At 68.1% G+C, this 17,700-nt stretch carries 19 protein-coding genes; 8 read left to right on the forward strand and 11 right to left on the reverse strand.

Features of this window, described 5'->3' with window-relative positions; genetic code table 11:
- Window positions 1–18: 18 nt before the first annotated feature.
- From GQ56_RS0106475 to GQ56_RS0106485, 3 genes are all read right to left on the reverse strand, one after another.
- On the reverse strand, window positions 19–1,431 hold the full coding sequence (locus GQ56_RS0106475; RefSeq protein WP_031397871.1) for an HD domain-containing phosphohydrolase: 1,413 nt from the start codon (window positions 1,429–1,431) through the stop codon (window positions 19–21).
- Between the two features lie 127 nt (window positions 1,432–1,558).
- Window positions 1,559–2,008: a GNAT family N-acetyltransferase gene (locus GQ56_RS0106480; RefSeq protein ID WP_031397872.1), complete on the reverse strand. Its 450-nt coding sequence runs from the start codon at window positions 2,006–2,008 to the stop codon at window positions 1,559–1,561.
- 97 nt (window positions 2,009–2,105) lie between these two features.
- A complete protein-coding gene (locus GQ56_RS0106485) occupies window positions 2,106–2,543 on the reverse strand; it encodes a tetratricopeptide repeat protein (RefSeq protein WP_031397873.1) in 438 nt (145 codons plus the stop codon).
- Between the two features lie 384 nt (window positions 2,544–2,927).
- Here GQ56_RS0106485 and GQ56_RS0106490 point away from each other — a divergent pair, with 384 nt between their 5' ends.
- On the forward strand, window positions 2,928–4,223 hold the full coding sequence (locus tag GQ56_RS0106490) for a DUF6136 family protein (protein WP_152601659.1): 1,296 nt from the start codon (window positions 2,928–2,930) through the stop codon (window positions 4,221–4,223).
- Window positions 4,224–4,234: 11 nt separating this feature from the next.
- Window positions 4,235–4,858, forward strand: coding sequence for an ABC transporter ATP-binding protein (locus GQ56_RS0106495; protein WP_031397875.1), 624 nt, complete (start codon window positions 4,235–4,237; stop codon window positions 4,856–4,858).
- A 142-nt stretch (window positions 4,859–5,000) separates the two neighbouring features.
- On the opposite strand, the gene pntB is transcribed toward GQ56_RS0106495, so the two are convergent.
- The 6 genes from pntB to GQ56_RS0106525 form a co-directional block, all read right to left on the reverse strand.
- The gene (pntB, locus tag GQ56_RS0106500; protein WP_031397876.1) at window positions 5,001–6,413 is read right to left on the reverse strand and encodes a Re/Si-specific NAD(P)(+) transhydrogenase subunit beta; all 1,413 of its coding nucleotides are present in this window, start codon (window positions 6,411–6,413) and stop codon (window positions 5,001–5,003) included.
- Between the two features lie 13 nt (window positions 6,414–6,426).
- Window positions 6,427–8,019, reverse strand: coding sequence for a Re/Si-specific NAD(P)(+) transhydrogenase subunit alpha (locus GQ56_RS0106505; protein WP_031397877.1), 1,593 nt, complete (start codon window positions 8,017–8,019; stop codon window positions 6,427–6,429).
- Between the two features lie 354 nt (window positions 8,020–8,373).
- Window positions 8,374–8,844: a GNAT family N-acetyltransferase gene (locus tag GQ56_RS0106510; protein WP_235212644.1), complete on the reverse strand. Its 471-nt coding sequence runs from the start codon at window positions 8,842–8,844 to the stop codon at window positions 8,374–8,376.
- 222 nt (window positions 8,845–9,066) lie between these two features.
- The gene (locus tag GQ56_RS0106515; protein WP_031397879.1) at window positions 9,067–9,579 is read right to left on the reverse strand and encodes a chloramphenicol phosphotransferase CPT family protein; all 513 of its coding nucleotides are present in this window, start codon (window positions 9,577–9,579) and stop codon (window positions 9,067–9,069) included.
- A gap of 37 nt (window positions 9,580–9,616) precedes the next feature.
- The gene (locus GQ56_RS0106520) at window positions 9,617–10,420 is read right to left on the reverse strand and encodes a lipid II flippase Amj family protein (RefSeq protein ID WP_031397880.1); all 804 of its coding nucleotides are present in this window, start codon (window positions 10,418–10,420) and stop codon (window positions 9,617–9,619) included.
- Between the two features lie 122 nt (window positions 10,421–10,542).
- Window positions 10,543–11,448 carry a LysR substrate-binding domain-containing protein gene (locus GQ56_RS0106525; RefSeq protein ID WP_031397881.1) on the reverse strand — a complete coding sequence of 302 codons (906 nt, stop codon included), beginning with the start codon at window positions 11,446–11,448 and terminating at the stop codon, window positions 10,543–10,545.
- A 169-nt stretch (window positions 11,449–11,617) separates the two neighbouring features.
- Here GQ56_RS0106525 and GQ56_RS0106535 point away from each other — a divergent pair, with 169 nt between their 5' ends.
- From GQ56_RS0106535 to GQ56_RS0106560, 6 genes are all read left to right on the forward strand, one after another.
- The gene (locus tag GQ56_RS0106535) at window positions 11,618–12,160 is read left to right on the forward strand and encodes a hypothetical protein (RefSeq protein ID WP_031397882.1); all 543 of its coding nucleotides are present in this window, start codon (window positions 11,618–11,620) and stop codon (window positions 12,158–12,160) included.
- A gap of 7 nt (window positions 12,161–12,167) precedes the next feature.
- Window positions 12,168–12,494 carry a hypothetical protein gene (locus tag GQ56_RS0106540; RefSeq protein WP_031397883.1) on the forward strand — a complete coding sequence of 109 codons (327 nt, stop codon included), beginning with the start codon at window positions 12,168–12,170 and terminating at the stop codon, window positions 12,492–12,494.
- An 18-nt stretch (window positions 12,495–12,512) separates the two neighbouring features.
- A complete protein-coding gene (locus tag GQ56_RS0106545; RefSeq protein ID WP_031397884.1) occupies window positions 12,513–13,358 on the forward strand; it encodes an MBL fold metallo-hydrolase in 846 nt (281 codons plus the stop codon).
- 172 nt (window positions 13,359–13,530) lie between these two features.
- Window positions 13,531–14,277 carry an SDR family oxidoreductase gene (locus tag GQ56_RS0106550; RefSeq protein ID WP_031397885.1) on the forward strand — a complete coding sequence of 249 codons (747 nt, stop codon included), beginning with the start codon at window positions 13,531–13,533 and terminating at the stop codon, window positions 14,275–14,277.
- A gap of 157 nt (window positions 14,278–14,434) precedes the next feature.
- On the forward strand, window positions 14,435–15,289 hold the full coding sequence (locus tag GQ56_RS0106555; protein WP_031397886.1) for a DJ-1/PfpI family protein: 855 nt from the start codon (window positions 14,435–14,437) through the stop codon (window positions 15,287–15,289).
- A 125-nt stretch (window positions 15,290–15,414) separates the two neighbouring features.
- Window positions 15,415–15,897 (forward strand): YybH family protein, encoded by a 483-nt coding sequence (locus GQ56_RS0106560; RefSeq protein ID WP_031397887.1) that lies wholly within the window; start codon window positions 15,415–15,417, stop codon window positions 15,895–15,897.
- 73 nt (window positions 15,898–15,970) lie between these two features.
- Here the strand turns inward: GQ56_RS0106560 and GQ56_RS0106565 are convergent, their stop codons facing one another.
- The gene (locus GQ56_RS0106565) at window positions 15,971–16,918 is read right to left on the reverse strand and encodes a GlxA family transcriptional regulator (protein ID WP_031397888.1); all 948 of its coding nucleotides are present in this window, start codon (window positions 16,916–16,918) and stop codon (window positions 15,971–15,973) included.
- A gap of 142 nt (window positions 16,919–17,060) precedes the next feature.
- Entirely contained in the window at window positions 17,061–17,537 is a 477-nt protein-coding gene (locus tag GQ56_RS0106570) for a GNAT family N-acetyltransferase (RefSeq protein ID WP_031397889.1), read from the reverse strand.
- Window positions 17,538–17,700 lie beyond the last annotated feature (163 nt).

The following is a 17,700-nucleotide window of genomic DNA, read 5'->3' on the forward strand; positions in this document are numbered from 1 at the left end:
GGCGGGCCGCGCCCGGCGTCACGCGGACGGCTCGTCCCCGTTCGGCGCCTGCGTCGTCGCCCCCTTGCCCGCCAGTACGAGGATGTCGAACGGCGTCCCCTCGCGCGTCTCGAAGCGCCGCACGAGTTCGATCTGGTGTGCCGACATCACGCTGCCCTTCGTCATCAGCAGCACGCCGCGATGCGTGCGCAGATCGTCGGCGAGCTGCATCCCGTCGCGCAGTTGCGCCGACTTGATCGACGCCACGGACGCCGCGATGCCGAGGCTGGCCGGATCCCGCATCAGCTCGCCCAGCCGGTCGACGATCCGCGGGTCGTAGCGCAGGCCGGCCTGCGAGCGCATCGCGTCGAGCGCCAGCTCGACCGAATGCGGCGCGCCGATGTCGCCCTTGCGCAGCCCTTCGAAATCGCGCACGACCGCCACGATCCGCGAGCCGAACGGGATCGAATCGCCCGCCAGCCCGTCCGGCGTGCCGCGCCCGTTGAACCGTTCGTACTGGTGCAGCACGATCGACGCGACCCGGTGCAGTTGCGCGACCGGCATCAGCACCATTTGCGCGCGCAGCGGATGCTGCTGGAACAGCCCGTGTTCTTCCGCCGTCATCCGCCCGGGCGGCTTGCGCAGCAATTCGTCCGGCAGCGACAACTTGCCGATGCCGTGCAGCAGCCCCGCGAAATAGACGTCCTGCGCGTGCAGCTCGCCCAGCTCCAGCGACAGCGCGAGCCGGCGCGAGATCTCGCCGACCCGCATCGCGTGCCCGCCCGCGTCCCCGCAGCGCAACTCGATCATGCTCGCGCACACCTGGACCATCGCGGTAAAGCTGCTTTTCAGGTCGCGTTGCGCGGCCTCGAGGAACAGCACCGTCTGGCCGAGTTCTTCCGTGCGTGCGCGCACCTGCGCTTCGAGCGCCGTGTTGAAACGGCGCAGCGCTTCGTTCTGCGCCTCGTTCTGCGCGGCCAGCCGCGCCGCTTCGCGCCGCAAGCGCCGTTGCTCCAGCGCCTGTTCGATGGTCAGCAGCAGGTCGTGGTCGTCCCACGGCTTGTTCAGGTAGCGATAGACGCCGCCTTCGTTGACGGCCTGCACGACCGACGCGATCTCCGCATAGCCGGTCAGCAGGATGCGCATCGTGTCCGGGTAGCGCGCCCGTGCGACGGAGAGGAACTCCGCGCCGCTCATGCCCGGCATCCGCATGTCGGACACGATCAGGTCGACTTCGGTCGACGCCAGTATCTCGAGCGCGGCCTCGCCGCTTTCCGCGATCAGGATCTCGTAGCCCGCGGGCCGGAACACGCGCCGGAGCGCCGACAGCACGCTCGGCTCGTCGTCGACCAGCAGGATCGACGGCGCGCCGCCCGCATCGCCGGATGTCGCTGCCGCGCCGGTCGCGTCAGGCGCTGGCGCAATCGGCCCGCTCGTTGCGGATATCGTCATGATTGGCCTCGGGTCATGAAATCTGGACTCTCCCTGCAACATCGGCCGGCGCCGCGCATTCCGTATCCGGGAAAACGCTGATGCAACCGTCCGGTGCGGCGGTGCGCCGGATGCGGCAACGCGCGAACTACGCCGTTGCCGGCCCCGGTTCGCGCACGTAGTAGATGTCCCATTCCGCCTCGTCGGTCTGCACGAAGCCGTGGCGTGCGTAGAAGCGGTTCGAGTCGCTGCCGCGCAGCGCGCCGACGCGAACGGGCACGCGCCGCGCGTCGGCCTGCGCCAGGACGTTGCGCAGCACGGCCGCGCCGATGCCCTTGCCCTGATGCGCGGGCACGATGTACAGGTGATCGAGCAGCCAGTGGTCGTCCTTCGGACGGACCACGAAGAAGCCCGCGCGCACGCCGTCGGCTTCGATGAAGCGGCACAGCGCCGGGTCGAACGACGCGAGAAAGCGCTCGCGCGCCCGTTGCGGATCGAAGCGGCCGATGCGCTCGAGGCTGTCGCGCATCGCCGCGATGCGGATCGCCACCAGCGTGTCGGCGTCGGATGGCGTGGCAAGAGGGAAGGTCAGGTTCATGGGCAGGTCGCGCTGGGGCGGAGAAACGTCCGGCACCGCCGCGCGGGCATCGCAGGCCTCGCGCGGCGCGAGCCGGCGGCGGAACGGACGGCGCCCGTCAGGGCGTCTCGATGCCTTCCGCCCGGGTGGCGAGGAAGCGCAGGTACTTGCCGTCCTCGTCCTCGAACAATTCCGGCCCGCCGCCCATGTAGGCGCGCATCAGCTCGTCGGCCGCGCGGTCGAGATCGCCCAGTTCGAACCGGCACTGACCGAGCCTCAGGTGCAGGAACGGATTGCCGATCGCGTTCGGAAAATGCATCGAATCGCTCAACGCGTCGCGGCCGGCCGCGTAGTCCGCCTGATGGAAATTCACGTCGCCGATGGCGGCCATCAGCCAGGTACCGGCTTCCCATTGCGTCCGGGGTTCGGGCAGCAGGTCGAAGCCTTCCCGGAATTTCGCCAGCGCGCCGTCATAGTCCCCGTCTTCCATCAGTGCGTCGCCCGCGTCGCTCAGCGCGCCGATCCGTTCGTACAGCGCGTTGTCCAGTTCTGCCATGTCGAGTTCCTGTTCCGGAGTGGAGTGAAGGCCGGCCTGTGCCGCCAATGGTTGTGTCGTGTTCGTTGCGTTGCGATCGCCGCGTCGCGCGGCGCGGCACACCGTTGCGTCGGCGTGCTTGCGTTCCAGCATACCCGAGCGCGATGACCCGCGCGTTTCGACTTTCGGCCAACCGGCCCGGCCGCCGGCGGACGACCGATCGTCGCGGCCGTGACGTCGGCGCAGTTGCCTGTCGCACCGGACTCGGCACGGCGCGCTGCACCGGCGCATTCCGGGAACTACCCTGAACGCCCTGAACGCCCGCCGGCACGACCGATGCGGCACCTCCACGCACCCGCTTTCCGGCGACACCGCACGATGCAATCGACCGCCGCCGCCCCGGTCGTGCGCGCGACCACGCACCGTCAGCCGACGACCGCGGCGGTTGTGACGCGGCGATCGGCGTGGCAGGATGCCTGTTCGTCTGACGGTTACCGGGAGCCGGATACGATGTTGTCTTGCCGACTGAGGTGGTACGCAATCGCGACCTCGAACCTGCTGCGCAGGCACTGGCAGGCGTTGCTGCTGCTGGCGGCGCTGCTGCTGCCGGCGATGCCGGTGTTCTCGCAGACGCGGATTCTGGGCGCCCCGGTACTCGCGGCACTGGCGCCGTCGCACGACATCGAATGGCGCTTCGCATGGGTGATCCTGCTCGAGGCGGTGGGCATCCTGTGGGTCCTGGCGCAGCGCACCGCCATCACCGGCGGCCCGTTCGCCGCCTTCCTCGCGTCCCTGCCGGTGCCCGACGGCCGCCGTCGCGCCGTCGACGCCGTCGTCGTGATCGTCGCGAGCACGCCGCTGCTGCTGCCGGTGGCGGCCGCCGCCGTTGCGCTCGCGTTTCTGCCCCAGAAGGCCGTCAACTATCTGTTCGTTCTCGGCCTGTTCCTGAGCACGCTGGGGTGGCAGTTGACGGCGCTGTCGCGCCATGCGCGCAACGCCGTCGCGCTGATCGTCGCCAACGTGATGCTGGTCGGCGGCTTTCACGCCGACGGCGCGTTGCGCCCGGTGCTGCTGGCCATGGCGTCGTTGCTCGCGGCATTCGCGATCGTCCATACCGCCCGGCGCTCGACCACCCGGTCGGGTGCGTTCTCGCGCCGCGTCACCGCTTCCGTCCGGCCGCGGATGCGAAACGCGCTGTCGCCGATGGCCCGCCTGCAGATCGGCATCGTGCGGGACCGTGCCGCGAGCACGCTCGGACACTGCCTGATGATGGGCGCGGTCGCGGCGGCCACGTGCTTCCTGCTCGTCCTCTGGGATTTCGACAGGCGCGCCGTTCCGCTGACGCTGATCGCGCAGGCCGTCGTGGCCCTGATCGCGGCGACGACCTACCGCGACTTGCGGGCGGCGCACGAGCGGGCCGCCCACTTCATGCGCTCGCTGCCGCTATCGGCCTTCGCGAAGCGTCGGGCCGACTGGCTGACCGTGGCCGCGCTCGCGCTGCCGTTCGCCGCCGTCGCGCCGCTGGTGCTGGTGGCGCATGGCGTGCTGTCCTGGGCGATGGCGGCGGCGCTCGTGGGTTCGGCCGCGCCGCTCCTCGCATTGCACTACTTGCCGCAACGTTATGCGTCGCGGCAATCCGTGTTGCTTGGCATACTGTTGACCGTGACCTGGGTCACGCTCACCTGGCCAATCTTCGTCTGATCAACCGCTCCATGCTCCGCTTCGACAATCTCGGCAAGCGCTACGACAAGCGCATCATCTTCAACAGGCTCAACTACACCTCCGGCGCCGGATGCGTGGCGCTGTGCGACGAAAACGGCAGCGGCAAGTCGACGTTGCTCGGCATTCTCGCCGGCGCGATCGAGGCAGACGAAGGCGAGGTATGGCTCGGCGGCCATTCGCTGCGGACCGCGCCGCTCGACGCGAAATCCGTGCTGGCGTACGTGCCGGACGATTGCCTCGCGTATCCGTTCCAGACGGGGCGGGCGTTTCTCGACCTGGTGGCGGCCGCCAAGAAGACCGTCGTCGATTCCCGCGTGCTCGAGCTGGCCGACCGCTTCGGGCTGGCTCCGCACCTGGACAAGCGTTTCGAGCAGATGTCGCTCGGCACGCGCAAGAAGCTGTTCCTGACGGCGACGACGCTCGGCGCGCCCGCCGTCGTGATCGCCGACGAACCGGGCAACGGGCTCGATGCCGCCGCGCGCGCCGTTCTCGTCGACCTGTTCAAGACCCTGGCCGCCGACCGCGCGGTCTTTTTCTCGAGCCACGACCTGGCGCTCGCGCGGGCCTGCGACGCGACGATCACGAACTTCGCCGGGCTCGGCATGCGCGGATAGGCGGCGACGCCGCCTGCGGCAAAGCAGAAGGCATGCGACACGGCCGCGCCGCATGCAGGCGCAAGGACGATCCGACCGGCCGGCGGCCACGCGCCGCCGCCGGTTGTCGTTCGCCCCGCGCATGCGCGCATGCGCGCCGCCGTCAGCCCTTCAACGCCCCGAACACCTCGTCCAGCATCTTCTTGGCGTCGCCGAACAGCATCCGGTTGTTGTCCTTGTAGAACAGCGGATTGTCGACGCCCGCGTAGCCCGACGCCATGCTGCGCTTCATCACGATCGAGGTCTTGGCCTTCCACACTTCCAGCACCGGCATGCCGGCGATGGGGCTGGCCGGATCTTCCTGCGCCGCCGGGTTCACGATGTCGTTCGCGCCGATCACCATCGACACGTCGGCCTCGGGGAAATCGGCGTTGATCTCGTCCATCTCCATCACGATGTCGTAAGGCACCTTCGCCTCGGCCAGCAGCACGTTCATGTGGCCGGGCATGCGGCCCGCCACCGGATGAATCGCGAACCGCACGTCGACGCCCTTCTCGCGCAGCACCTTGGTCAGTTCGTGCACGGTATGCTGGGCTTGCGCCACGGCCATCCCGTACCCGGGCACGATGATCACGCTCCGGGCCTCGCGCAGCATCTCGGCCGTTTCGAGCGCGCTCACGGCCACCACTTCGCCGGCCGGTTGCGCACCGCCGCCCGCTGCCGCGGGTGCGCCGCTGCCGGTGCCGAAGCCGCCGGCAATCACGCTGATGAAGTTGCGGTTCATCGCGCGGCACATGATGTACGACAGGATCGCACCCGACGAGCCCACCAGTGCGCCGATCACGATCAGCAGGTCGTTGCCGAGCATGAAGCCGGTGGCCGCCGCCGCCCAGCCCGAGTAGCTGTTGAGCATCGACACCACGACGGGCATGTCCGCGCCGCCGATCGCCATCACCATGTGCACGCCGAACAGCAGCGACACCACCGTCATCACGATGAGCGGCGTCATGCCGTCCTGGATCGTTTCCGCATGCAGGAACGCGCGGCCGTAGTAGATCACGATCAGCAGCGCGGCCAGGTTGAGCCAGTGCCGCGCCGGCAGCAGCAGCGGCTTGCCGCCGATCTTGCCGGAGAGCTTGCCGAATGCGATGACCGAGCCCGCGAAGGTCACCGCGCCGATCAGGATGCCGACGTAGATCTCCACTTCGTGGATCGCGTGCTCGGCACCCGTGAACTGAACCGACGTATCGATGTAGCTCGCGAAGCCCACCAGGCAGGCCGCCAGACCGACCAGGCTGTGCATCAGCGCAACCAGTTCGGGCATCTGCGTCATCTGCACCTTCTTCGCGGCGAACAGGCCGACGGCGCCGCCGACGACCAGTGCAGCCACGATATACGGAATGCCTTCGACCGAGACGCGCGGGCCGAGTACCGTGGCGAGCACGGCGATCAGCATGCCGATCATGCCGAGCAGGTTGCCGCGGCGCGCGGTCTCGGGATTGGCCAGCCCGCCGAGGCTCAGGATGAAGAGGATGGCCGCGCCGATATAGGAGACGGTGGTCAGGTTGGAAGTCATCGTTGTCGTCTCCTTACTTGCGGAACATCGCCAGCATGCGCCGCGTCACCGCGAAACCGCCGAACATGTTGACGGCCGTGAGCGTCAGCGCGCCCACCGCCAGGCCCAGGATCAGCCCCGACGGACGCCCCTCCGCCGCGGCCTCGCCCAACGGCGGCGCGACCTGCACCAGCGCGCCGATCGCGATGATCGACGAGATCGCGTTGGTGACGCTCATCAGCGGCGTATGCAGCGACGGCGTGACGTTCCAGATCACCATGTAGCCGATGAAGCAGGCCAGCACGAACACCGTGAAATGCGACAGGAAGGTGGCCGGCGCAAACTGGCCGACCAGCAGGAACGCCAGCGCGCCGACGGCGAACACGATCGCGAGCGACTTCGCCGACATCGGCGCGCCGCTGCCGTGACCGTGGCCCTTGGACGCGGCAGCGGCAACCGGCGCCGCCGCGGGCTTCGGTGCCGCGGCCGGCTGCTGGAGCGGCGGCGGCGGCCAGGTCACGTTGCCTTCCTTGATGACCGTGAGGCCGCGGATCGCGTCGTCGTCGAAGTTGACGTCGATCGTGCCGTCCTTGGCCTTGCACAGCTCCTCGACCACGCGCAGCAGGTTGGTCGCATACAGCGTCGACGACTGCCGCGCCAGGCGCGATGCGAGATCCGTGTAGCCGACGATGGTCACGCCGTGACGGACCACGGCTTCGCCCGGCACCGTCAGCTCGCAGTTGCCGCCCTGCTCGCCGGCCATGTCGACGATCACGCTGCCCGGCTTCATCGACTGCACCATCTCGGCCGTGATGAGCTTCGGCGCCGGCTTGCCGGGAATCAGCGCGGTGGTGATGATGATGTCCGCTTCCCTGGCCTGCTGCGCGTACATCGCGCGCTGCGCCTGCTGGAAGCCTTCGCTCATCACCTTCGCATAACCGCCGCCGCCCGAGCCCTCTTCCTCGTAGTCGACCTTGACGAATTCGCCGCCGAGCGACTTGACCTGGTCGGCCACTTCCGCACGCGTGTCGTTGGCGCGCACGATCGCGCCCAGGCCCGCCGCCGTGCCGATCGCCGCGAGGCCCGCGACGCCCGCGCCGGCGATGAACACCTTGGCCGGCGGCACCTTGCCCGCGGCCGTGATCTGCCCGTTGAAGTAACGGCCGAATGCGTGCGCCGCCTCGATGACGGCGCGGTAGCCGCTCACGCCGGCCATCGACGTGAGCGCGTCCATCTTCTGCGCGCGCGACAGCGTGCGCGGCAGCGAATCGATGGCCAGCACCGTGGCCCGCTTCGCGGCCAGCTGCTGCATCAGTTCGGGATTCTGCGCCGGCCACACGAAGCCGATCAGCGTGCCGCCTTCGCGCATCAGCGCGACTTCCTCGCTGCTCGGCGGACGGACCTTGAGGACGATGTCGCTGCGGCCCCACAGATCGGCGGCCGACGGCACGATTTCAGCCCCGGCCGCACGGTAGTCGTCGTCGCTGAAGTTTGCACCGGCGCCGGCGCCGCTTTGCACGGCCACCGGAAACCCCAGCTTGATCAGCTTCTCGACCACATCGGGAACGGTCGCTACGCGCCGCTCCTCGTGGGCCGTCTCCAGAGGGACCCCAATCAGGTTTGTCATATCGTGAACTGTCAGTAGTGGCCGTCGCAAGGAGTCACGGCCTGCGTTTCAAGTCACCCAACTCAATCCGTGTACGACTACGCCCGGCGGCCGCCAGCACTGCGCCCGCCGGATTCACACCCTGCCCGCCCCGCGATCGACCGTCTCCGGCAGCCGAACCGGTTCGTTACCGTGCCCGATCCCCCTGCCGGGCATCCGACGTGCAGTTCCGATCCGACAAGAACTGCGAAGCATATCGGGGGCCAGATTACTCCCGAAATTTATATTTTGAATAGGCGGGCATTCAATCCATGAATCCCCTGTATGGACGCATCGGGACCACAACCGCCCGTTCGTGCGCCGGCGCGGCCCCGGTCACCCGGCATCCCGCGTCAGCCGGCGCGCCATCTTCACGATTTCGAGCCGGACCTGGCTGCGCCCGTGCGAGAAATGCCCCGACCCGACGACCTCGAATCCGTGCCGCTCGTAGAACGACCGCGCATTCGTGGTGGCTTCGAGATATGCGCGCGCATGACCGTTGTCCGCAATCGTCGAGACGGCATGTTCCAGCAGCGTGGCGCCGATTCCGCCGCCCGCCGACTGGCCGCGAACGAACAGCTTGGTGACCTCCTCGCCCGCCGTCTCGACGAAACCGCGGATTCCGCCGTCGTCCGCCACCCAGATCGAGCAATTCTCGACGGCCGCCAGATACATCGACGGATCGCGCCCGTCCAGCCAGCCTTCGATCTGTTCATGCGTATAGTGCCCGGCGCAGAGCTGGATGACGGAGTCTCGGTGGACGGCGTAGATGTCGTCAACGTCTTGTGCGGCGGCGGCCCGAATCACCGGGGAATTCATTCGTTCGGCTCCCTATGACAGGTTGATCGAAGTTTTGTACGACAACGCGTTGCTTCAGGGGGTCGCGCACGCGCAACCTTGCGACAGGAATCGGTTTCATGCCCCGCGCGGTTCATCGCGCGAGGCCGGCGTTCGCAACGAGACCGCAAAACGCCGGTGCAGCCGAGTTTAAAGGAGAACGCGGCGCATGCCGAACCGGCCCGGCCGCGCTCATTCGCGCAACGCATCGATGTGCGCGCGGATGCGGCGTGCGCCGTCCTCCGGCGTGCAGGTCGACGTGTCGATGCACATCGCATACGGCCGCGTATAAGCGGGATGCCCGAACTGGGATCGCGCCATGCCTTCGCCGCGATCCGGCCTCGCGCGCTCGCGCCGCTCGAGCACGTCCAGCGGGCACGACACGCCGATGACGAAGGTGCGACGCGGCGACAGCGCGGCCAGGCATTCGTCGAGCACGGACGGCTCCCGGAGCACGAGATCCAGGACGATCCCGAAATGGCTGGCCGCGAGCCGCTCGAGCGTCGACTGCAGGTTGAGGTGATGCAGCCTCAGCGCCTGCTGCAGCTCGTCGGCCGACCGCATGTCACGCCGGCGCGACATCTCGACGAACGCGTCCATCGACACGTGGAACATCGGCACGTCCGATTGCTGCTGAAGCGCGCACGCCAGGCTGCTCTTCCCCGCGCTGGTCGGGCCGTGCAGGACGATGGCGGCGGGTTTCATCGCAAGTGCTCGAAGAAACGGGTTGCCGGCGGCCGCGCTAGATCAGCTCGGCGACGCGCACGATGACGAGCGCGGCCGGCACGAGCACCGCCTGCGCGCACAGCGTGCCGAGCACGCGCGCGCCCGCGAGCGTCGTGATGGCCCGCCGGAAGCTGTTCTCCGATATCCGGCCTTCGATGACGTCGTCGGTCATGACGGAAACCTGCGGGTCGATGACGACCGCCAGCACGACGGTCGCGAAACCGTTGATGACGGACGACAGGTTCGCGCACGTCACGCGCAGGTCGGGCTTCAGGTAACCCGCATACAGCGACGCGAACACGCCGACCGTCCAGATCGCCATCGCGGCGACGTTCAGCGCGATGACGCGCCAGGACACGCCCGCGCTCGCGGCCAGTTGCGTGACGTTCTGGCGGGACGGCAATCGCGCGCCGACGCGGAGGTAGTTGATCCCGGCGCGGCTGCACGCGTCCAGCAGCAGGCGGGGAATCGAGCGGTTCACCTGGAAGTGCTCGACCGCGCGGCTGAAATAGCGCTGGAACGTGGGAATCAGGAACGATCCGGCAATGGTCGCCGCGGTCGCGGATAGAAGGAACCATCGAAAATCGGTCAGCAGCCCGCTCCCCATCCGGTGCGCGATGTCCATCTCGACGCGCTTCGCGATGAACGGCCCCTGGAAGGAATTCGCCGTCCGCGAGACAAGCGCGATGATCCCGAACAGCGAGAACGACAGCGCGATGCGGCGCGTGCGCACGCCCGCGATCCGCACGGCATACGCCAGCGTCGCGATCACATGGATGACGAAGGTGAGCCCGCAAATGATCCAAAGCTGACTGTCCATGCTGTTGCCGCGTGCGTGACGGGACTCCGAGTGTACCCGAGCGCCCGGCCCGCGCCCGGACAATCAACCGGGCAATGCGGCCGCCGCGCGCATGACGGCCGCGCGATGCGTGTCGGGCGTCGTCACGCGCCGTCATGCGGCGTCGTGCCCCGCGCTTCCTGCAGCACCCATCTCGCAAATGCCTGCACCGGCCCTTCGGCCAGTTCGAGCGGCTCGGGCAGGACGAGGCAGAAGTGCTTCGTCACCGTCTTGCCTTCGGGCCAGGGCGCGACCAGCCGGCCCTGCTCCAGCTCGGCCCCGATGTAGAGGCGCGGCACCAGCGCGACGCCCAGGCCGGCCAGCGCCGCTTCGATCAGCATCGAATGAAGGTCGTAGCGCGCGCCGACCGCCGAATTGGTCAGCGCGATGCCGCACGCCTGGGCATATGCCTGCCACGCGTCAGGATTCTGGCGCCGGTGAAGGCGCGGCAGCGCATCCAGCGACGCCGCCGCCCCGGCGCCGGCCAGCAGCGCCGGGCTGCACACGGGCACGAGCACTTCCTCCAGCAGCGGATGCAGATGCATGCCCGCCCAGGCCGGATGCTCGAAATGAATGGCCGCGTCGAAACCGCTGCCGGCCAGCAGGAACGGCTCCATCCGTTCAGCGACATGCACCGTGATGTTCGGATGCCGATCCTGGAACCGCTTCAGCCGCGGGATCAGCCAGCGGGTGGCGAAGGTCGGAATGGCGGCGATATCGATGCTCGCGCCTTCGACCGGCTGGCCCATCAGGTAAAGGCTGTCCCGTTCCAGCCGGTCGAGGATCTCGCGCACCTGCGCCGCGTAGCGCACGCCGTTCGGCGCCAGCCGCACCCGGTTGCCGATCCGCTCGAACAACGCGACGCCCAGAAACGCTTCCAGCCGGCCGATCTGGCGACTGACGGCGCCCTCGGTCCGCGCCAGCTCCTCGGCGGCGCGGGCGAAGCTGCCGTGTCGGGCCGCGGCCTCGAACGCCTGGAGGGCGGCATTGCTTGGAATCCTGCGGGTCATGGGCGTCTCGTCGGTCGGGGTGCGGCTGGATCGCCAGCTTGAGCAAATATCACTGAAGGCTGACTTTATTTCGTTTTATACGGTGTAAACGCGAGCTTAGCATTACGTTACCGCACTGAACATCAGACGTTCGCAGCGGAATGTACGCCATCCTCAAAGGACAAACCGGATGATCTATACCGTGGAATGCAGCTTCGCCGATCCCGCCAGCGAAGCCGAATGGAACGACTTCTACAGCCTCCAGAAACTGCCCGCCCTGATCTCGGTGAGCGGATTTCACACGTCGCAGCGGTTCAAGGCGATCGGCGGCGGGTGCCCCGTCTATCTGGCCGTCCATACGATCGACGACCTCGACGTCCTGACCGGCGACGACTATCGCCGGAAAGGCGGCGGCAATTTCGCGAAGTGGCAGCAGCACATCACCGACTGGCACCGGAATCTCTACGACGATATCGGCCTCGCGCCGGCGATCGCGCACGACGAACGCCTCGCGCTTTGTACGGACGGCCCCGATCCGCTGGTCCGGCTGGGCGTCGAACCGCTGGCCCTGCAGGCCGTCGCGCTGGAGCAGCATCCGGCGCGCCGCTGGCTCGCGGTGCTGCCGCGCGACCGCGCGCCGCGCGACGAACCCCTTCCCGACGGCGTTCACCTTTACGCGCCGATGACGGACCAACTGACGAGCGCCCGCCCTCTTTCGACCGTCCGGGAGTGAGCCTGCGATGCCGAACGTCACTTTCTCGATCGATGCGACGCGGATGCCGGCCGACGCCAGCCTTGCCGAGCTGTCGCGCGACTGCGTCGAACTCTGCACGCAGGTGCTCGAAGCGGAACGCCGGAACGTTCACGTGATTTTTCTGGCGGTTCGGCACGGGTACGGGCATCCCGCCTTCGCCGACGTCCGCTACCGCATCGCGCCGTTTCGCACGCCGGCGGTCATGAACCGGTTCATGGAGGCGCTCGACCGCGCCGTCGTTCATCGCACCGGCCTCACCGCGCGGATTCGATGCGCCGGTTACACCGAGTCGTCCCTTCACGCACGCAACTAGCCGATCCGGAGCAGCATGATGTCCACCCTCACCTTTCCAGGCCAGGCCGTCGGGGATTTCACGATCACCGCCATCAGCGACGGCTACCTCGACGCCAGCCTCGACGTCCTCGCGAATATCGATCCGTCCGACGCGTCGAACCTGCAGCGCGCCGCCGGGCAGCAGCCCCCTACCGCCGTGCATATCAATTGCTACGTCGTGCGCGGCGCGGGCCGCACCGTGCTCATCGACGGCGGCGCGGGCGGCTTCCGGCAATGGGGCGGCCGCCTCGGGGCAAACCTCGCGCTTGCCGGCATCGCCCCCGCCGCGATCGACACCATCCTGCTCACCCACGCGCATCCCGACCATGTCGGCGGGCTGGTGAGCGGCGCGGGACAGGTCGCGTTTCCGAATGCGGAGCTCGTTGTGCATCGGCGTGAAATCGCGTTCTGGCAGGACGACGGCAACCTGAGCCGCGCCAGCGAGCGGGCGCGCGGCAATTTCATGATGGCGCGCCGGGTGTTCGACGCCTATCGCGACCGGCTCCGCCTGTTCGACGACGGACAGGTGCTCCCCGGCATCCGCGCGCTGCCGCTGCCGGGGCACACCGACGGGCACACCGGATACGTGGTCGAATCCCGCGACCAGGGCCTGCTCGTGTGGGGCGACGTGGTTCACTTCCCGCACATCCAGATTCGACGGCCGGAGGTATCGATTGCGTTCGATCACGATGCGTCGCTGGCAGTCGCCACGCGGTCGCGGATTCTCGACCGGGTCAGCTCGGACGGCCTTCTGATCGCCGGCATGCATCTGGGGGAACTCGGGTTCGCACGCATCGAACGAACCGACGGAGGCTACGGCTTGCGCTACGCAACGGACGCGTGACGCCGCAAGCCGGCGGCGAGTGGCGCGTTTTGAGGGTTATACGACCTTTGCGCCATTCACGCCGCATTCCATACTGCGTGTGGCAGATCGAGCCGGTCACGGCAAAGCGCACGAACGCAACGGCGCTGCGCACTTCCGGCCCGATCCATCACAACGTGGAAAGGAATGGAAGATGAGACTCAGGAACAAATCGGCCTTGATCACGGGCGGCACCAGCGGCATCGGCCTCGCCACCGCGAAGCTGTTCATTGCGGAAGGCGCGCGCGTCGCGGTAACCGGCCGCGACGAAACCGTGTTTGAGCGCGTGAAGGCCGAGCTCGGCGAACACGCGATCGTTCTCAAGGGCGACGTGCGCTCGCTCCAGGACATGCGCGCGATCGCCGCGGAGACCCGGAAGACGTTCGGCGGCCTGGACGTCGTGTTCGCCAACGCCGGCTGGGCGTTCCCGTCCGCGCTCGACGACATCGACGACGCACTCTACGACGAGATCATGGACATCAACGTCAGGGGCGTGGTGTACACGCTGCAAGCGGTGCTGCCGGACTTGCGCGCGGGTTCGTCCGTCATCCTGAATACCTCGTTCGTCGCGCAGACCGGCAAGCATGGCATCTCGTTGACCGCGGCCGCGAAGGCCGCCGTGCGATCGCTCGCCCGCAGCTGGTCCCACGAGTTTCTCGACCGGAAGATCCGCTTCAACGCGATCGCCCCCGGCGCGATCGACACGCCCCTGATCGCGAAGTGGGGCATGCCCGACGACTGGGTTCGCGACCGCAAGGCCGAATTCGCCGCAGCCATCCCGGTGGGCCGCATGGGCCGCGCCGAAGACATCGCCCATGCGGCGCTCTATCTCGCCAGCGACGAATCCGCTTACGTCGTCGGCGCCGAACTGGTCGTCGACGGCGGCGCGTCGCAGCTATAGGCCCGCGAGCCGCGACGCCCGGGCCGGCCCGGCACATCGTCCGGCCCCGTCCACACCCCGATCTCACGTTCGCCACGCCTGCCGCCGTGGCGCTCGTTCAATCCGGCCCGGCCTGGTTACGCCCGCACGGCGGGCCACTGCACAAGGAGCAATCATCTTGACCGACCATCGCGACAACCCGTCTTCCGTCACGCCCCTTACCCAGCCGGGGCGCTCGCGCCGCGACATGCTCAAGCTTGGAGGCGTCGCCGCCCTGGGCGCCGTCGTGGGGGGCGGCGCACTGCTCGGACACGCCGCGCCCGCGTTGGCGCAGGCTGGCGACGGCGGACTGCTCGCCCCGAACGACCCGCTCGAGATCCTGATCGTCAATTACGACGGCGGCACGCTTCTCGACTTCGCCGGCCCCAGCGAGATTTTCCACCGGCTGCCCAATACGAACGTTCGCTATGCGAGCCTCGACGGCGGCAACGTGACGCTCGAATTCGGCGTCGTGTACGGCAAGACCGAACGGCTCGCCGATATCGAGAAAGCGGACGTGATCCTCGTGCCCGGCGGGTCCGATCTGAGCGTGCCGATGCGGCCGGCGTACCAGGCGCAAATCCGGCGTCTCGCGGAAAGCGCCCGGCACGTGACGTCGGTGTGCAACGGCTCGCTCGTGCTCGCCGCCACGGGCATTCTCCACGGCAAGCGCAGCGCCTGCCATTGGGCCTTCGTCAACAAGCTCGCCGAATACGGCGCCATTCCCGTTCCCGATCGCTTCGTGGAGGACGACAACGGCCGCTTCATGAGCGGAGGCGGCGTAACGGCGGGCATCGACTTCGCGCTGCGCGTCGCCGCGAAACTGCGCGGTCGACAGGCCGCCGAATTCACGCAGCTCGTGATCGAATACGATCCCGCGCCGCCGTTCCACTCCGGCCATCCGAGGGACGCACGGCCGGAAGTCGTCGCGATGGTCGACCGGGAGCTGCCCGGCGCATCCCGTGGGCTCGCGCGCATCCCCGGCGTGCGCTGAAGCGCCTGCCGGCAAAGGTACGCACGCCTCGCCGACGGTCTCGATGAAGGCCTCGGCCGGCATGTCCGGCTCCACCGGCCCGTCGGTTTCACCCGTTCAATTCAAGCCAGGTTTCCCATTACGTCATGCGACAGATTCGTCTTTGCACCGCTGCGCTCGCAGCCTGCGTTTCCTTTTTCGCGTTCGCGACGCCGGCCACCGCCGGCGATTCGCGACGTCCACCCGAAGCGGCCATCAAGGCCGAGAACGCGCGATGGGCAGACGCCTTTGCGCGCGGGGATTATGAGGCGATAGGCCGCCTCTATACCCGCGACGGCGCGCTCCTGCCGCCCGGCGGCGACAAGGTGACGGGCGGCAGCGCGATCGCCGCGTACTTCACCAAAGGGTATGCCGGCTCCCGCCCCGACACCGTATCGTTCAGCCAATACGAGTTCTACGGCGACGATCGGGCCGTGACGGAGGTGTCGGATGCGGAGATCCGCGACCACGATGGCAAGCTCAAGCTCCGCGCGAAGCAGACGCTCGTCTTTCTGAAGCAGGACGGCGTCTGGAAGCTGCATCGCGACATCTGGAACGACTACCCGCCCGTCAACGCGGCCGGCCATTGAGCATCCGGCGCCCCGGATAGTCGTGTATCCGCGCACCGCCCGGCCGCCGGTGCGCCGGGCGGCCGGCGGGCGCTCAGCGCGTTCCGCCCGATCGGCTCTCGCGTCGAATCGCTTGCGGCGGGTGCCCGTGCAGCTTGATGAAGGCTCTCCGCATCCGTTCCGGATCGGTGAACCCCACTGCCAGCGCGATCTGCTCGATCGGCTCGCTGCCGCCCTGCAGGCGCAATCGCGCGGCTTCGACCCGCAGGCGCTCCACCGCCCTCGCGGGCGTCTCGCCGGTTTCCCGGCGAAAGGCTCGCCCGAACTGACGCAAGCTCAAGCTTGCGGCATCGGCGAGTCGTTCGACGGGCAACGCTTCGGTCAGATGCTCGCGGGCGAAATTCAGCGCGATGCGGATGCGATCCGATTCCGGCTCCATCTGCGACATCGCGGAAAACTGCGACTGCCCGCCCGGCCGGCGATACGGAACGACCAGCAGCCTGGAGACCGCGCGCGCGGTCTCCGCGCCCATATCGCGTTCGATCAGGCCGAGCGCCAGGTCGATGCCCGACGCGATCCCCGCCGACGTCCAGACGCGGCCATCCTCGATATAGATGCTGTCGCCGTCGACCCGGGTGAGCGGGAAGCGCGACTGCAACAGCGCAGCGTAGCGCCAGTGTGTCGTGGCCCTCACGCCGTCCAGCAAGCCGGTTTCCGCCAGCAGAAAGGCGCCCGTGCAAACGCTCGCCACCCGCGACGCCCGCGCGGCCAGTTTGCCGGCGGCGGCGATGTTCTCCGGCGTCTGCATCGGCTCGACATCGCCGCCCACGAAAACGACCGTGTCGAACGTGCGCCTCGCGCTCGGCTTCGTCTCGATCGAAAGGCCCGCATTGCCGGGAACCGGGCCGCCGGCTTGCGAAATCACATGCAGGTCGTAGGGCGTGCGACCGGCAACGGTGGCCACCTGATTGAACGCCGACAGCGGGCCGCCGAGATCGAGCGCGTCGTAGCCGCGGCAAACGTAGAATCCGATTCGATGCATGACGAGGCAGTTGCCGATGAAGTTCGGGAAGGCGTATTTTACAGGGAACCCTCGAATAGCGTCATTCGCATCGAGCGTGCAAGGACCAGCGTCGGAGTCGACTTGCGCCGGCTACGCGTGGCAGCCGGCAGCCGGCGGCGCGCTATGCATCGCGTGACAGGCGCTTGGTCATCGGCACGCAAGCCAGTTCCAGTCCGAGCGCGGTCCGGTACGTCGAAATCGCATCGCCCGTCCAGCCGCAGCGCCGATAGAACGGCGCGGCGTTCAGCGTTGCGTCGAGGTGCATGTCGGGCAGACCGTGGTCGCCGGCCCGCGCTTCGAGAAATTGCAGCATCGTGCGGCCGACGCCGCAGCCCATGTGCGAGGGTCGGACGAAGATGGCGTCGACTTGCCCGCTCGCGATTGTCAGCATGCCCGTACCGACGACCAGCCGTTCGTCGACGACAACGTGGAAGTCGTGCTCGACGAGGTGAGCCCATTTGTCCGTAGGCATACCGTCGACCCATCCGGAAAGCGCGGCGTCGGAATAATATCCGGCACATGCGGCGTGCACGGACGCACGGCGGATCTCCCATGCGTCGAGGACGTCATCGGCATTCGCTTTTCGTATCGTCAGCACGTTGCGCTCCTTGGCTCGGACCGTCGCGTCGGTACGCCGGAGACGTCCCGGGCAACGGAAAACCATGCGATGTCATGCATGCGATCACTCCTGTCAGTGCCAAGCCATTCCGGAGCGGTCGAAAAGACACGGCCCCGTCATGACTGGCGGGGCCGTAGAGGAA

The sequence above is a fragment of the Burkholderia paludis genome (assembly GCF_000732615.1).
Classification (GTDB): domain Bacteria; phylum Pseudomonadota; class Gammaproteobacteria; order Burkholderiales; family Burkholderiaceae; genus Burkholderia; species Burkholderia paludis.

Coding starts and splice junctions, on each gene's coding strand:
- GQ56_RS0106475 (WP_031397871.1), bottom strand. CDS start 1,431: ATGACGATATCCGCAACGAGCGGGCCGATTGCGCCAGCGCCTGACGCG.
- GQ56_RS0106480 (WP_031397872.1), bottom strand. CDS start 2,008: ATGAACCTGACCTTCCCTCTTGCCACGCCATCCGACGCCGACACGCTG.
- GQ56_RS0106485 (WP_031397873.1), bottom strand. CDS start 2,543: ATGGCAGAACTGGACAACGCGCTGTACGAACGGATCGGCGCGCTGAGC.
- GQ56_RS0106495 (WP_031397875.1), top strand. CDS start 4,235: ATGCTCCGCTTCGACAATCTCGGCAAGCGCTACGACAAGCGCATCATC.
- pntB (WP_031397876.1), bottom strand. CDS start 6,413: ATGACTTCCAACCTGACCACCGTCTCCTATATCGGCGCGGCCATCCTC.
- GQ56_RS0106505 (WP_031397877.1), bottom strand. CDS start 8,019: ATGACAAACCTGATTGGGGTCCCTCTGGAGACGGCCCACGAGGAGCGG.
- GQ56_RS0106515 (WP_031397879.1), bottom strand. CDS start 9,579: ATGAAACCCGCCGCCATCGTCCTGCACGGCCCGACCAGCGCGGGGAAG.
- GQ56_RS0106520 (WP_031397880.1), bottom strand. CDS start 10,420: ATGGACAGTCAGCTTTGGATCATTTGCGGGCTCACCTTCGTCATCCAT.
- GQ56_RS0106525 (WP_031397881.1), bottom strand. CDS start 11,448: ATGACCCGCAGGATTCCAAGCAATGCCGCCCTCCAGGCGTTCGAGGCC.
- GQ56_RS0106535 (WP_031397882.1), top strand. CDS start 11,618: ATGATCTATACCGTGGAATGCAGCTTCGCCGATCCCGCCAGCGAAGCC.
- GQ56_RS0106540 (WP_031397883.1), top strand. CDS start 12,168: ATGCCGAACGTCACTTTCTCGATCGATGCGACGCGGATGCCGGCCGAC.
- GQ56_RS0106545 (WP_031397884.1), top strand. CDS start 12,513: ATGTCCACCCTCACCTTTCCAGGCCAGGCCGTCGGGGATTTCACGATC.
- GQ56_RS0106550 (WP_031397885.1), top strand. CDS start 13,531: ATGAGACTCAGGAACAAATCGGCCTTGATCACGGGCGGCACCAGCGGC.
- GQ56_RS0106560 (WP_031397887.1), top strand. CDS start 15,415: ATGCGACAGATTCGTCTTTGCACCGCTGCGCTCGCAGCCTGCGTTTCC.
- GQ56_RS0106565 (WP_031397888.1), bottom strand. CDS start 16,918: ATGCATCGAATCGGATTCTACGTTTGCCGCGGCTACGACGCGCTCGAT.